The 14,293-nt window shown below is 58.9% G+C and carries 15 protein-coding genes; 6 read left to right on the top strand and 9 right to left on the bottom strand.

What is annotated here, in order from left to right:
* Nucleotide 1: 1 nt before the first annotated feature.
* The 6 genes from arnC to arnF are packed head-to-tail and all read left to right on the top strand — an operon-like array spanning nt 2 to nt 6,251.
* Nucleotides 2–985 (top strand): undecaprenyl-phosphate 4-deoxy-4-formamido-L-arabinose transferase, encoded by a 984-nt coding sequence (gene arnC / locus QRN24_RS18645; protein WP_020884516.1) that lies wholly within the window; start codon nt 2–4, stop codon nt 983–985.
* Nucleotides 982–2,964 carry a bifunctional UDP-4-amino-4-deoxy-L-arabinose formyltransferase/UDP-glucuronic acid oxidase ArnA gene (gene arnA, locus QRN24_RS18650; RefSeq protein WP_032680121.1) on the top strand — a complete coding sequence of 661 codons (1,983 nt, stop codon included), beginning with the start codon at nt 982–984 and terminating at the stop codon, nt 2,962–2,964. Before arnC ends, arnA begins: the two co-directional genes overlap by 4 nt.
* The gene (arnD, locus tag QRN24_RS18655; protein ID WP_020884517.1) at nt 2,961–3,863 is read left to right on the top strand and encodes a 4-deoxy-4-formamido-L-arabinose-phosphoundecaprenol deformylase; all 903 of its coding nucleotides are present in this window, start codon (nt 2,961–2,963) and stop codon (nt 3,861–3,863) included. The genes arnA and arnD overlap by 4 nt, the downstream gene beginning before the upstream one ends.
* Nucleotides 3,860–5,515, top strand: coding sequence for a lipid IV(A) 4-amino-4-deoxy-L-arabinosyltransferase (gene arnT, locus QRN24_RS18660; protein WP_063435118.1), 1,656 nt, complete (start codon nt 3,860–3,862; stop codon nt 5,513–5,515). Before arnD ends, arnT begins: the two co-directional genes overlap by 4 nt.
* Nucleotides 5,512–5,850 carry a 4-amino-4-deoxy-L-arabinose-phosphoundecaprenol flippase subunit ArnE gene (gene arnE, locus QRN24_RS18665; RefSeq protein WP_014172049.1) on the top strand — a complete coding sequence of 113 codons (339 nt, stop codon included), beginning with the start codon at nt 5,512–5,514 and terminating at the stop codon, nt 5,848–5,850. Before arnT ends, arnE begins: the two co-directional genes overlap by 4 nt.
* Nucleotides 5,847–6,251 carry a 4-amino-4-deoxy-L-arabinose-phosphoundecaprenol flippase subunit ArnF gene (gene arnF, locus QRN24_RS18670; RefSeq protein WP_025202826.1) on the top strand — a complete coding sequence of 135 codons (405 nt, stop codon included), beginning with the start codon at nt 5,847–5,849 and terminating at the stop codon, nt 6,249–6,251. The genes arnE and arnF overlap by 4 nt, the downstream gene beginning before the upstream one ends.
* On the opposite strand, the gene acpT is transcribed toward arnF, so the two are convergent.
* Genes acpT through QRN24_RS18715 form a run of 9 tightly spaced genes read right to left on the bottom strand, consistent with a single transcriptional unit; the run spans nt 6,208 to nt 14,291 of the window.
* The gene (gene acpT / locus QRN24_RS18675; RefSeq protein WP_073397689.1) at nt 6,208–6,801 is read right to left on the bottom strand and encodes a 4'-phosphopantetheinyl transferase AcpT; all 594 of its coding nucleotides are present in this window, start codon (nt 6,799–6,801) and stop codon (nt 6,208–6,210) included. The genes arnF and acpT overlap by 44 nt on opposite strands.
* A 2-nt stretch (nt 6,802–6,803) precedes the next feature.
* Entirely contained in the window at nt 6,804–8,033 is a 1,230-nt protein-coding gene (locus QRN24_RS18680; protein ID WP_284942961.1) for a beta-ketoacyl-ACP synthase, read from the bottom strand.
* Nucleotides 8,030–8,761, bottom strand: a complete 732-nt coding sequence (locus QRN24_RS18685) for a 3-ketoacyl-ACP reductase FabG2 (protein ID WP_014172045.1) — start codon at nt 8,759–8,761, stop codon at nt 8,030–8,032. Before QRN24_RS18685 ends, QRN24_RS18680 begins: the two co-directional genes overlap by 4 nt.
* Complete coding sequence (locus QRN24_RS18690; protein ID WP_025202828.1) at nt 8,758–9,231, bottom strand: hotdog family protein; 474 nt, start codon at nt 9,229–9,231, stop codon at nt 8,758–8,760. The genes QRN24_RS18685 and QRN24_RS18690 overlap by 4 nt, the downstream gene beginning before the upstream one ends.
* A complete protein-coding gene (locus QRN24_RS18695; RefSeq protein WP_020884523.1) occupies nt 9,228–10,397 on the bottom strand; it encodes a beta-ketoacyl-[acyl-carrier-protein] synthase family protein in 1,170 nt (389 codons plus the stop codon). The genes QRN24_RS18690 and QRN24_RS18695 overlap by 4 nt, the downstream gene beginning before the upstream one ends.
* Before the next feature lies 1 nt (nt 10,398).
* Nucleotides 10,399–10,977 carry a DUF3261 domain-containing protein gene (locus tag QRN24_RS18700; RefSeq protein WP_014172042.1) on the bottom strand — a complete coding sequence of 193 codons (579 nt, stop codon included), beginning with the start codon at nt 10,975–10,977 and terminating at the stop codon, nt 10,399–10,401.
* Nucleotides 10,974–13,298: an MMPL family transporter gene (locus tag QRN24_RS18705; protein ID WP_284942962.1), complete on the bottom strand. Its 2,325-nt coding sequence runs from the start codon at nt 13,296–13,298 to the stop codon at nt 10,974–10,976. The genes QRN24_RS18700 and QRN24_RS18705 overlap by 4 nt, the downstream gene beginning before the upstream one ends.
* Nucleotides 13,267–13,872 (bottom strand): outer membrane lipoprotein carrier protein LolA, encoded by a 606-nt coding sequence (locus tag QRN24_RS18710; RefSeq protein WP_032679154.1) that lies wholly within the window; start codon nt 13,870–13,872, stop codon nt 13,267–13,269. The genes QRN24_RS18705 and QRN24_RS18710 overlap by 32 nt, the downstream gene beginning before the upstream one ends.
* On the bottom strand, nt 13,869–14,291 hold the full coding sequence (locus QRN24_RS18715; RefSeq protein WP_014172038.1) for an acyl-CoA thioesterase: 423 nt from the start codon (nt 14,289–14,291) through the stop codon (nt 13,869–13,871). The genes QRN24_RS18710 and QRN24_RS18715 overlap by 4 nt, the downstream gene beginning before the upstream one ends.
* Nucleotides 14,292–14,293: the final 2 nt, after the last annotated feature.

Below are 14,293 nucleotides of genomic sequence, written 5' to 3' on the forward strand. Positions count from 1 at the left end.
TATGTTCAGCGCACCGCCTGTACAAAAAGTTTCTGTGGTAATCCCCGTTTACAACGAACAGGAGAGCCTGCCCGAACTGATCAGCCGTACGACGGCCGCCTGCGACACGCTCGGCAAAGCCTATGAAATACTGCTGGTGGATGATGGCAGTAGCGATAATTCCGCGCTGATGCTGACCGAAGCCGCGCAGGCCGAGGGCAGCCATATTGTTGCCGTGCTGCTTAACCGTAACTACGGCCAGCACTCCGCCATTATGGCCGGGTTCAGCCACGTGACGGGCGATCTGATTATTACGCTTGATGCCGATCTGCAAAACCCGCCGGAAGAGATCCCGCGTCTGGTTGCAAAGGCCGATGAAGGGTACGACGTGGTCGGCACGGTGCGGCAAAACCGTCAGGACAGCCTGTTCCGTAAGCTGGCTTCCCGCACAATCAACCGTTTGATCCAGCGGACCACCGGCAAAGCGATGGGCGATTATGGCTGCATGCTGCGCGCCTACCGCCGCCATATTGTCGACGCTATGCTGCACTGCCATGAACGCAGCACGTTTATTCCCATTCTCGCGAACACCTTTGCCCGTAAGGCGACGGAAATCCCGGTACTGCACGCCGAGCGCGAGCACGGGGAGTCGAAGTACAGCTTTATGCGTCTCATCAACCTGATGTACGACCTTATCACCTGCCTGACCACCACGCCGCTGCGCCTGTTGAGCGTTTTCGGCAGCATCATTGCCGTGTTCGGCTTCGCGCTCTCCGTGCTGCTGGTGTTACTCCGCCTGATCTACGGTCCCCAGTGGGCGGCGGAAGGGGTCTTCATGCTCTTTGCCGTGCTGTTTATGTTCATCGGCGCCCAGTTTGTCGGGATGGGTCTGCTCGGGGAATACATTGGCCGTATTTATAACGATGTTCGCGCACGTCCGCGCTACTTTATTCAACGTGTTGTCCGCCAGGAACACAAAGCATCTCAAGAGGAAATTCACCCATGAAAGCTGTTGTCTTTGCCTATCACGATATGGGGTGTGCGGGCACGCTGGCCCTGCTGGAAGCGGGCTATGAAATCGCTGCAATCTTCACGCATCCGGACACGGCCGGAGAGAATAACTTCTTTGGCTCGGTGGCGCGTATCGCCGCAGAGCGCGGTATTCCGGTTTACGCCCCGGACGATGTCAACCATCCGCTGTGGGTGGATCGCATCCGGGCGCTCGCGCCTGATGCCATCTTCTCGTTCTATTATCGCAACCTGATTTGCGATGAGATTTTAAGTCTGGCCGCAAAAGGGGCATTTAATCTTCACGGCTCTTTGCTGCCCGCCTACCGTGGCCGCGCACCGCTGAACTGGGTGCTGGTGAACGGCGAAACGGAAACCGGCGTCACTCTGCACCGTATGGTGCACCGCGCAGATGCCGGTGCCATCATCGCGCAGCAGCGCGTGGCTATCGATGCGGATGAAACTGCGCTGCAGCTTCATCAGAAGCTCTGCACCGTAGCGCAAAGCCTGTTACGTGATGTGTTGCCAGCGATCCTTAACGGCACCTTCAGCGAGACCGCGCAGGATGAGAGCAAGGCGAGCTGTTTTGGCCGTCGCAAGCCAGAAGATGGTCGCCTGGACTGGAACAAGCCGGCTCGTCAGTTGCACAACCTGGTGCGTGCCGTTACCGACCCTTGGCCGGGGGCGTACAGCTTTGCAGGCGTAAGTAAATTTATCGTCTGGAAATCCCGCGTACGCGACGACATTCCTGCCGCCAAACCGGGCACCGTTGTCTCGGCTTCCCCGCTGATTGTCAGCTGCGGCGAGCAGGCGCTGGAGATCGTTACCGGGCAAACCGATAACGGCGTTTATGTTCAGGGCGCGCAGCTGGCTCAGTCTCTGGGGCTGGTCACTGGCGCACTGATCACCAGCGCACCGGTTGTGGCCATCAAACGCCGCACCCGCGTGCTGATCCTCGGCGTCAATGGCTTTATCGGCAACCACCTGACCGAGCGTCTGCTGAAAGACGATAACTACGAAATTTATGGTCTGGATATCGGTGCTGATGCTATCAGTCGTTTCCTCGACAACCCGCGTTTCCACTTTGTGGAAGGGGATATCAGCATTCACTCCGAGTGGATTGAATATCACATTAAAAAATGTGACGTGGTGCTGCCGCTGGTGGCGATTGCCACGCCGATTGAGTACACCCGTAACCCGCTGCGCGTGTTCGAACTGGACTTCGAAGAGAACCTGAAGATCATCCGCGACTGTGTGAAATACGACAAGCGCATCATTTTCCCGTCCACTTCTGAAGTGTACGGCATGTGTACTGACAAAAACTTCGACGAAGATACCTCTAACCTGGTCGTCGGGCCGATCAACAAACAGCGCTGGATTTATTCCGTCTCCAAGCAGCTGCTCGACCGCGTGATCTGGGCCTACGGCGAGAAAGCGGGTCTGCGCTTTACGCTGTTCCGTCCGTTTAACTGGATGGGACCACGTCTGGATAACCTTAACGCGGCGCGTATCGGCAGCTCACGTGCCATCACCCAACTGATCCTGAACCTGGTGGAAGGCTCGCCCATCAAGCTTATCGAAGGCGGTAAACAAAAACGCTGCTTTACGGATATCAGCGACGGTATCGAGGCGCTGTTCCGCATCATCGAAAACAAAGAGGGTCGCTGCAACGGAGAGATCATCAACATCGGTAACCCGGATAACGAAGCGAGCATTCGCGAGCTGGCTGAGATGCTGCTGGCAAGCTTTGAACGTCATCCGCTACGCGATCGCTTCCCGCCGTTTGCCGGTTTCCGTGAAGTGGAAAGCAGCAGCTACTACGGTAAAGGTTATCAGGACGTTGAGCACCGTAAACCGAGCATTCGTAATGCGAAACGCTGCCTGAACTGGACACCGACGGTGAAGATGGATCAGACCATTGATGAAACGCTCGATTTCTTCCTGCGCACCGTGGAGCTGTCGGAACAGGTCTCATGAGAAAAGTCGGTTTACGCATTGATGTCGACACCTTCAGGGGGACGCGTGACGGCGTACCCAAACTGCTGGAACTGCTGAGCAAGCACAACGTGCGCTCATCCATTTTCTTCAGCGTGGGGCCTGACAATATGGGACGTCATTTATGGCGTCTGGTTAAACCGGCATTTCTGTTCAAAATGCTGCGCTCACGCGCAGCCTCTCTCTACGGCTGGGATATTTTGCTGGCCGGAACCGCATGGCCCGGCAGGCGCATTGGCGCGGGTAATGAAGCCGTTATCCGCGACGCGGCGCAGCACCATGAGGTTGGACTGCATGCCTGGGATCACCATGCCTGGCAGGCCTGGGCTGGCGTATGGGATATTCCACGCCTGTCGCGTGAAGTTGAACGCGGCATGCTGGAGCTGGAGGCCATTACCGGCCAGACGATTCGCTGCTCCGCCGTGGCGGGATGGCGTGCCGACCAACGCGTGGTGAAGGCCAAAGAACCCTTCGCGTTTCGCTACAACAGTGATTGCCGCGGCACCGGGCCTTTTTTGCCGCTCATCGGGGAGAATCGCCTGGGGACGGTGCAAATCCCGGTCACGCTTCCCACCTGGGATGAAGTGGTTGGGCGCGAGGTCAGTGCCGGAGGGTTCAATCGCTATATTCTGGACTGCATTCATCGCGACACTGGTACGCCCGTCTATACCATCCACGCGGAAGTGGAAGGGATTGCGTATCAGCATGATTTCGATGCACTGTTGACGATGGCCGCTCAGGAGGGCATTCAGTTTTGTCCATTGAGCGAATTGCTGCCAGAGGATCTTAGCGTCCTGCCCGTGGGCAAAATTGTGCGTAATGAACTGGCTGGCCGGGAAGGCTGGCTTGGCTATCAACAAACCGTGAGTCCGGTATCATGAAAGCAGCCCGTTATGGCTTAGCGCTTCTCGCACTGTTTATCGTTTACTACCTCATTCCGATCGATATCCGCCTGCTGTGGCAGCCTGATGAAACGCGCTATGCGGAAATCAGCCGCGAAATGCTGGCGTCTGGAGACTGGATTGTCCCGCATTTTCTGGGGCTGCGTTACTTTGAAAAGCCGATTGCGGGCTACTGGATCAACAGTATCGGGCAACTGCTGTTTGGGCATACTAACTTTGCCGTGCGCGCCGGCGCCATATTCTCAACCGGGTTGACGGCTCTGCTGGTGATCTGGATGGCGTGGCGCCTGTGGCGGGATAAGCGCGTTGCCATTTTCTCCGGCCTTATCTTCCTGACCCTGTTCCTGGTGTATGGCATTGGTACGTACGCCGTGCTGGATCCCATCATTACCCTGTGGCTGGTGGCCGCTATGTGCAGCTTCTGGCTGGCCTCGCAGGCTGAAACCGTGGCCGGAAAAGCGGGTGGCTACGTGCTGCTCGGGCTTGCCTGCGGCATGGGGGTGATGACCAAAGGATTCCTGGCGCTGGCGGTGCCGGTGATAGGCGTGCTGCCGTGGGTGATTGCGCAGAAGCGCTGGAAAGAGGTGCTGATCTTTGGCTGGCTGGCCATCGTGAGCTGTGTGCTGATCGTCCTGCCCTGGGCGCTGGCCATTGCGCACCGAGAGCCTGATTTCTGGCGCTACTTCTTCTGGGTTGAGCATATTCAGCGCTTTGCCCAGAGCGATGCTCAGCACAAGGCGCCGTTCTGGTACTACCTGCCGTTCCTGCTGGCCGGCAGTCTGCCGTGGCTGGCGCTGTTGCCCGGCGCATTTCGGCTGGGCTGGCGCGAAAGAGACAACACGGGCGGTGGCTTTTATCTGCTTGGATGGGTCGTGATGCCGCTGCTGTTCTTCAGCATTGCCAAAGGCAAACTGCCAACCTACATCCTGCCGTGTTTTGCTCCGCTGGCTATCCTGATGGCGCGCTATGCCTGCATCGCGGCGGACAAAGGGGCCAGAGCGTTACGCATTAACGGCGGGATTAACCTGGCGTTTGGTGTGATTGGCGTGGTGGCGGCGCTGGTGGTCTCACCGTGGGGGGTTGCTAAGCATCCGGTCTGGACATCCGTTGAGCTGTATAAAGTCTTCTGCGCGGTGCTGGCGTTTCTCGTCTGGGCGGCTGTCGGCTGGTTTACCGTGCGGCAAAGCGCGCAGCGCTGGTGGCTGGCGGCGTTGTGTCCTGCTGGCGTGGCGCTGCTGATTGGGTTTGCCATTCCTAACTTGGTGGTAGATTCCAAACAGCCGCAGTCGCTGGTGGATACCATCCGTGACCCGCTTCAGAGCAGCCGGTTTGTGCTGGCGAACAATGTTGGCGTGGCCTCCGGGCTGGCGTGGGAGCTTAAGCGTAATGACATCATTCTGTTTGGTCAGAGCGGCGAGCTGAGCTACGGGCTAGCGTACCCGGATGTGAAAGACCGGTTTGTCGAGAAAGATAATTTTGCGCAGTGGCTGGCAACGCATCGCCAGCAGGGGGGCGTGTCACTGGTGATCCTGCTGTCAAAACACGACGATATTAAGCGGGCTCATCTGCCAGAACCGGACAGCCTGTATATTCAGGGCCGTCTGGCCTGGCTGCAGTATTTACCGCAATGACGACCTGGCTCTGGTTGATACTGGCAAGCCTGCTGACCTGCGCAGGGCAGTTGTGTCAGAAGCAGGCCACCCGTCCGGCGAAAGCCGGGCGGCGTGGCGCGCATATTATGCTGTGGCTGGGCCTGGCATTGCTGGCACTGGGCAGCGGCATGCTGGTCTGGCTGGTGGTCCTGCAGCGCCTGCCTGTCGGCGTTGCCTACCCTATGCTGAGCCTCAATTTTGTCTGGGTGACCCTGGCGGCGAAAGCATTCTGGCATGAAAAAGTCGCGTTGCATCACTGGCTGGGCGTCGGGTTCATCATCATCGGCATTGTTATCCTCGGAGGAAGCCTGTGAGAGGAACGTTCTGGGCGTTATGCAGCGTAATGCTGGTCAGCGCGGCGCAGCTGCTGCTGCGCTATGCCATGCAGGCTCTGCCGCCAGTCAGCGAGCTTTATGCGTTTGTCTCTGCGCTCTGGCACTTATCATCCGGTACTGGCGCGCTGCTGCTGGGACTCATGGGGTATGTGGCCTCGATGGGCTGCTGGTATCTGGCGTTGCATCGCATGGCGCTCAGCAAAGCGTATGCCTTGCTGAGCCTCAGTTACATTCTGGTGTGGGCCGCGGCCATTTTGTTGCCCGGCTGGAACGAACACTTTTCCTGGCACGGGCTGGCGGGGGTCGGGATGATTATTCTCGGCGTGCTGGTGATTTTTATGCCACGGACATCCCGTGGTGAGCAATCGTCCCGGCGGTAAGGGTATAAGGCGTTGAGGTGCAGACGGCAAGACTGAGCGAGCCGAACTGGAGCTGGCTTACCGAATGCGTCTGCGACGTGCTGTCGATGCTGACAATCTGCCAGGCGCTGCCGCCTCGCTGCTTCACGATGGCCTCTTTACGCGTCCAGATCCCCCAGAAAGCAGAAAGCTTTGTCTCCGGGTCTTCGCGCTCCAGCTCCGCATGTTCCGCCACGCTGAAGACGGCGTTAGCCAGCGCCTGCCAGTTTTCACGTGGGCGGATAACTTCGATATCACACCCCACTTCGCCTTCGTCGCTCAGCAGCAGCGCGATATTATCGCCGCTGTGACTCAGGTTAAACCAGAAGGGCTGCGCATCCACGAAGGCCGGCTTCCCTTGATCACCATAGACGATCTCGGGTAACGGAGAAGGAGAAAGCGTTTTGGCGAGCAGGGTTCTCCCCGCCAGCCAGGATGCATTTCGTGCACCCGCAGGTGCCATATGTGCAAGCGTCGACGCCAGCGGGTCTGCGCTCAGGGTGGAGATCTTTCCCAGTATAAACTGGTACATAGTTACGCCCAGCGTTTGATGATTATCGACGTGTTGATGCCGCCAAATGCGAAGTTATTGCTTTGCAGATACTCGCAGTCAATCTGACGGGCTTCACCCATAATATAATCTAAAGCACCACATTGCTCATCCGGTTGTCTTAAATTGAGCGTCGGGACAAACCAGCCCTCACGCATCATCTGCAGACTCATCCAGGCTTCCAGCGCCCCACAGGCGCCTAACGTGTGGCCAAAGTAGCTCTTCAGCGACGAAATTGGCACATTGTCGCCAAAGATGGCGGCGGTGGCCTGGCTTTCGGCGATATCACCGCGATCGGTGGCGGTACCGTGCGCGGAGATGTACCCCATATCCCGCGCGCTTAACCCTGCTAACGCCAGCGACTGCTCCATACAAATTTGCATGGTTTCACGTTGTGGCTGGGTGATATGGGCTGCATCACAGTTGGTGGCGAAGCCAACGATCTCGCCATAGATAGTTGCACCGCGTGCTCTGGCATGCTCAAGCTCTTCCAGAATCAGGGTGCCTGCGCCTTCCCCAATGACCAGACCATCACGCTGCGTATCAAATGGCGAAGGGGTGGTTTTCGGCGCATCGTTGCGCTGGCTGGTCGCGAATAAGGTGTCAAATACCGCCGCCTCTGACGGACAAAGCTCCTCTGCTCCGCCTGCGACCATCACGGTCTGATAACCGTGACGAATGGCTTCCCAGGCGTAGCCAATGGCCTGACTGCCTGACGTACAGGCACTCGACGTCGGGATAACGCGACCCCGAAGACCAAAGAACAGGCCGGTATTCACCGCGGTCGTGTGTGGCATCATCTGCACATAGGTCGTACCGGTGATGTTGTGGGTGTGTTTTTCGGTGAGCATGGTGGCGAATTCGCTGACTGGCCCGGTACTGCCTGTGGAGGAGCCATAGGCGATACCGGTTTGGCCATTCGTGAGCACCGCCTCGCCAATCAGCCCCGCCTGCTCCAGCGCCAGCTCGGTGGCGCGGGTCGACATCAACGACACGCGGCCCATGGCGCGAATACGCTTGCGGGTATAGTGTTCCGGCAGGGTGAAATCATCAATCGGCGCGCCCAGCAGTGTGTGCAGGCCATCGTAAACCTGCCACTCCGGCATTTTGCGTACCGCGTTGTCATACGCCAGCAGCCTGCGGGAAACGGATTGCCAGTCCTCACCGAAGGCGGTAACGCCGCCCATACCGGTAATCACCACGCGACGCGTCATAGCATTCCTCCGTTAATGGAAATGACCTGGCGGGTAACGTAGCCTGCAATATCTGACATCAGATAGCTGGCAAGTCCTGCAACCTCTTCGGCCTGGCCCATCCGTTTCATGGGAATGATGGACATTGCCTCTTTCAGCGCAGCCTCTTCCATTTCAATCATGCCGGTATCAATCAGCCCCGGCGCAATGCAGTTCACGGTGATTTTGCGTTTTGCCAGCTCAATTGCCAGTGCTTTGGTCGCGCCAATAATGCCCGCTTTTGCCGCGCTGTAGTTCACCTGACCGCGGTTGCCCATCATGCCGGACACGGAGGATAAGGTGATAATGCGCCCCCCTTTTCGGGTGGCGATCATCGGCATAATGCAGGGTTGAATAACGTTATAAAAACTGTCGAGATTGGTATGGATGACGCTGTCCCAGTCGTCTTCGCTGAGGGCCGGAAACGCACCGTCGCGGGTGATACCGGCATTACTGACCACGCCATACCATGCGCCGTGGGCCTCGATATTCTGCTCCAGCACGTCACGGCACTGTTCGCGGTTACCTGCATCGAAAGAGAGCAGGCGACCCTGACCGCCCGCCTGTGTGATGGTATCCAGCGTCGCCTGCGCGCCTGCGGCGTCACGGTGGTAATGTACGCCTACGGTAAACCCGTCAGCGGCAAGCTGGCAGGCGATGGCACGACCAATGCCTTTGCTGGCCCCGGTGACCAGTACGGAACGACTCATGCGTGAGATCCCTGATTAAAAAGCGATGTTAATTCTTCTGCGCTCGGCTGGAAGGTATTGACCCGGCCCGTGGCCAGCGTCTCCTCACCTGAGGAGATCGTACATTCAAAACTGCCGAAGCGTTCATCCTGCATCAGCAGTCTGACGGTGATGTCCAGCGTCGCGTCTTTTGCGAAACGTCCGCTGGCGCAGACCAACTCGCGCGCACCCAGCACCATGCCCAGCGCAATATGATCTTGCCCTTTCTGCTGGCGATGCCAGCCTGACCAGACGCCAACGGTCTGCGCCATCAGTTCGAGCGCGTACCAGCCAGGCAAATCGCCCTCGGCATTTAAAAAGGGCGCCAGTACGCTTTGGCCGTTGACCGCGACACGGCATACGGCGGAATCGTCGGTGACGCGTTCAACGGATCCCAGCAGCATCATTGGCGCATCGTGCGGCAGATAGTCGACGGGTGATAAGTAGCTCATGACACTCTCCCCAACAGGATGCTGGCATTGTTGCCACCAAACGCGAACGAGTTAGATAAAATGACCGGTTTTTTCAGCGCGGTACTCTGGTGCAGCACGCCGCACGGCGACAGCGTCTCGTCCGGCGCGTAGCGGGCGAAATCCTGCGGGGGTAACGGCAGGTCACGCGTCAGAATAAGCCAGCTCAGGGCCGCTTCGGTGATACCGGCAGCGCCCAGCGTATGGCCGGTAAGGTGTTTGGTAGAACTGCAGGGCACGTTTTCTCCAAAGAGGTCGTGTACCACGTGTGATTCAATCTGGTCGTTGAGCGGTGTGGCGGTGCCGTGCAGGTTGATATAGCCAATATCCTCAGGCTGCAGACCCGCGTCATTGAGCGCCTGGGTAATGGCGCGAATGGCGCCTTCACCCTGCGGATGCGGCGCCGAAATATGGTAAGCATCGCTGGACTCGCCTGTTCCCAGCAGCGCGACCCCGGCGGGTTCACGGCTCAACACCATCAGCGCAGCGGCTTCACCAATGGTGATACCCCGACGGTCGCGGCCAAACGGCTCGCAGAGCGTTGGGGAAAGCGATTCCAGACTGTGAAAGCCATTGACGGGCATCCTGCTCAGGGTATCTGCGCCGCCCACAATGGCAATATCCACCAGCCCGGCGTCAATCAGACGCCGGCCGCTGATAATTGCCCGCGCGCTGGAGGAGCAGGCGGTCGAGAGGGTATATGCCGGGCCCTCGAGCTGTAACCAGTTTGCAAGAAAGCGGGACGGATCGCCCAGCTCCTGTTGCGGATACTGCCACCGGGTGCTGGCTTCGCCGTTGAGCGTTAATCGTACGTGCTCATCCCCTTCATCGAGGCCGGAGGTGCTGGTACCCAAAACCACGGCCACGCGGTCGCGGCCGACCCGGGTAATCGCGTCGTCAACGGTGGACTGAATCTGTGCCAGCGCGGCCAGCAGCAGCTGGTTATTGCGGGTGCGGTGCGCGGACAGGGTATCCGGAATGGACGGCAACTCGCCTTCCACGCCGCCCAGCACGGCATCGGGCGCATCCTGCAACCAGCCGGACCGACAATGCATGCCGGGGGCTACACCCGCCGTCAGGTTAGCGGCAATCTCATCCAGCGAGTTACCCAGCGCGTTGACCATGCCAACAGCAGAAATGTAAATCATCTCAGTCACCCAGATATTGAATGGTGATGTGGTAGTTAAAGACGTGTTGCTCGATGCTGATTGGCACGCGCTTGCCTTTGCGTTGCAGGTAGACAATGTCAGTCACCAGCTTGCCGCTGGCATTGCGTAGCTCGCGCCGATCGCCCTTGTCTTTAAGCGTCCAGCCCTTCGGCAGTTGTGGCTGCCAGGCGCTGAGTGGCCAGTGGCTGAGCATCACATCGGCCAGTACCTGGCTGGCGGGAGGCAGCTGCGGCACAACGATCGACTGTTCGGTGTGGATCCCGGTGTCGTCGTAAGTCGCCAGGAACAGACGGATACCGACGGAAGAGAGCCCGGCAAGCGTCACTTTGTGATCATCCGCGTTGAGCATGACCAGCAGGGACTGCGTTTGTCCGTTGAAGGTTCCGGTCAGCAGCTGCTGCGAACTGACCGCCGGGGTAATACCGGGCGGCGGCAGCGTCACTCGGGTTCCTGGCTGAAGCCAGGCCTGCGGACGTGTCCCTTCAGTATCGGTCGAATGGCTACAGCCTGCCAGCAGCAGCGTCGCGACCAGCGCGGCTGCGCGGTAAAAAGCATTCATTTTCGTTTTCTCTCTTTCTTAACAGGCATCGCCAGCGGCGCCAGCAGGAAGGCGGTAAAAATGCCGCTCACCAGCACAATACCGAAGCTGCTGATGGCCTGCGTGGCGCTGAACACGAGCATGCCTAACGTCAGCAGCGTGGTCATCATCGCCAGCGTGATGGCCAGCATCGACGTCAGCGGCGTACCGCGCGGGTTGCCGAAAAACAGCGTGTAGTTAATGCCAATGCCGAGCACCAGGACCAGCGCCAGCAGTGAAAACAGATTTACCGGATGCCCCGTGACGGCCAGCGCGGCCAGCCCGCAGCTGAGCGACAGCACGGACGGGACCAGACTGATAAGCCCTTTTCGCCAGCCGAGGCGTACCATCGCCCCGCAGGCAATCACCGCCAGCGCGACAAACAAGAGTCCCGTTAACAGCGTGCGGTAGAGCGCAAACAGGCTGTCAAAACTGGCCTTGCGATCGACCCAGACGACGCCCGCATGACGGGCGGCTACTTCGCTGAGTGCGGCGCTGTTGCGGGCGTTGTCCACCGGTACTAACACACCGCTTTCGCCGTCAGGCAGGGTCAGCCACAGCAGACGCCAGCCTTCGCTGGCCGGACTGGCGAGCCACGCCTCCACGCTCACGGGCATGGCGTTCAGATTCGGTGTGACGGTGTTCAGCCCCGCGTTTCGCAGCGCGTTCGTTATGGCCGGCGCGGCCTGCTGCAACAGCAGCAGATCGCTTTTCTGGCGCGCCAGCGAATTTAAGGGCAGGGTCCGCCAGCGGGTAATATCCCCCGCTTTTTGGGCCTGGGCTAACGCCGGGGTAAAGGCTTCCAGCCGTTCCAGCGTTTGCTGCGGCGATGCGCCATACACCACAAACCATTTCTGATCGACACCTTGCCCGGTCAGGGCGGTAATGGTTTTCTCCTGCGCCAGAATGTCTTTGGGCAGCGCCTGTAGCTGGGCGATATCGTCGTTGACCTTCAGGGTGGCAAGCCCGGCAGCCGAGACCAGCGCCAGTACCACAGGCAAGCCCACAGAGAGTTTTTTATTGCGTCGCCAGGCGGCCAGCCAGCGCAACATCAGGACCATAAACGGAACCGGCCGCACCGGCAAACCACGACACAGCCAGGGATGCCAGAAAATCACCGTCAGACAGGAGGCGCTCAGCCCCACCGCGGCAAACACCGCCATCTGGCGGATCCCGGGGAAGGGGGCCAGCATCATAATCAGGTAGGCGGCAACGGTCGTCAGCAGCGCCAGAAGCAGCGCATTACGCACTTTGGCCAGGCTTTGCCACGGGGAATGTTCTGCGCCGTGCACCATGCGTTCGGTGAGGTAATAGAGCGTGTAATCCGCTGAAATTCCGATGATGCTCATGCTCATCACCAGCGTCATCAGATGCAATTCGCCAAACAGCAGCAGCGTCACCACCGTGCCCGCCAGCGCACCTGTGGCAATGGAAATCAGACACAGCAGCAGGGGTTTCAGGGAACGAAACACTGCCAGGATGAGCAGGATAACCCCAAGGATCGTGACGATGCCCAGCGTGGAGATGTCCCGTTTTGCCTGCTGGCTGGCGTAATCACTATAAAACACGGTACCGCGTGAGAGCAGCTGCGCCTGCGGAAAGCGTGTTTTCAGCGTCTCCTGCAGGGCGGTAAGGGTGGTTACCAGCTGATGGGTTTGCTGCATATCAAACGATGAGCCCGCCAGCTCACCGTGCAGCATATACCAGTAATTTCCACTGGCATCCTGGGTGACCAGCCAGCCGTCCATCAGCCGTAGCTTCTGGCTGTTTTGCGCCAGCGCCAGCTGCGAGCCGCGCATCAGCATCAGGGGATCGTTTTGCAACTCTTTGCCACTCACGCCGGAAAAGGCCGAGTAGAGCTGGGATAAAATCCACTGCGCCTGCGCCTCACCGCCGTTTTGCAGGCGGTCCCGGGTGGCCGAATCAATCAGGCCGTTGCGATGCTGCCAGAAGAACTCGCCCCAGGCCTTTTGCCCGGCGGCGTCCATCGGGCCTTTAACCTCCCTGAGCGAATGGCTGTTTTTCAACAGATCCAGCCACTGCTGCGCCACCCGCGGATCGGGTTCTTTACCGGGACTGACCAGCCAGACAAGCTGGCGATCAAGACGCTGCATAAACGCGTCGTTGAGTGCCGGCGGGATTGCCCCGAGCGTCTGCTTCGGCAGCATAGCCAGTACGCTGCTGTTCAGGCGCGCGCCGGGCAGCAGCGACAGCAACACACCCAACAGAATCAGGCATACCGTCGCCCACAGCAGCGCCGGGCGCAGGGATTTACGGTGCGGCAAAGCGTTGGCGTTCGTCATCGGTCAGGCTGGCGGGCGTCAGTGTGTGGCGGGAAAGGACGATATCGGTACGATCGCCCTGCTTATCGTTGAGGCGAATCGTCTCAAGGTAGGTCGCGCCGCCCAGATCGAGGGTAGCGAAAATTTTGTCCAGCGGTGTCGTTGTGGGGGTCAGCACCAGCGACCAGCGGCCTTCGCCGAGATCGCGAAAATCGATGCGGAAGTTCTCTTCCAGCACCTTGCGGTCGGCCTGGAACAGCGCCCGCAGCAGGTGGTTGAACTGGAACATCTGCGGGTTATTGTCGGCGGTAATGGTCTGCGGAGGCTGGCCGTTGATCGTCTGGATCATCCGTTTATCATCCAGCAACAACGTCATGGGGAAAGGCGCTTTTTGATCCCACAGAAGGCCGCTGTCGCGTGCGATCAACATTTCGCCCTGCGAGCGCAGCGGCTGCGGCAGATCCTTAATCGTCCGGACCTGTTCGAAATGCGCGCGCACGACAGGTTGCCCGGTAAACCGCTGCTGCAGCTCATCCAGCGTTACGGCGCTCACCAGCGGGCTGATCATCAGTGCCAGCACAGGCAACCATTTCATGGCGTAACTCCCATTCGTTCAAACAATATAGCCGGGCTGACAAAGCACATTTCACGGCTGGCTTCTTCGACGGCCACCTGGATGGTATAGCCGGTGGTGGTGCGTTTACCGGTTTGCGCGTCGAAAATTTGATAGGCGATGCGCAGACGGTTTTCATACTCTTCGATGTGCGCGCGCACACGGATGCGCTGCTCAAAGGTCACCGCATCGCGGTATTTCACCCGGGTATCGACTACCGGCCAGACATAGCCTGACGCCTTCATCTGGCGATAGCCGTAGTTAAACTGGTTGAGCAGCGCCTCGCGGGCAATCTCAAAGTAGCGGAAATAGTTGCCGTGCCAGACCACGCCCATCATATCGACATCGTGGAACGGAACGGTGATTTCTACTTCGGTCGTAAAGCGGGGATCGGTCAGCACCC

This window comes from Enterobacter sp. MEB024 (assembly GCF_030209635.1).
GTDB lineage: Bacteria > Pseudomonadota > Gammaproteobacteria > Enterobacterales > Enterobacteriaceae > Enterobacter > Enterobacter ludwigii.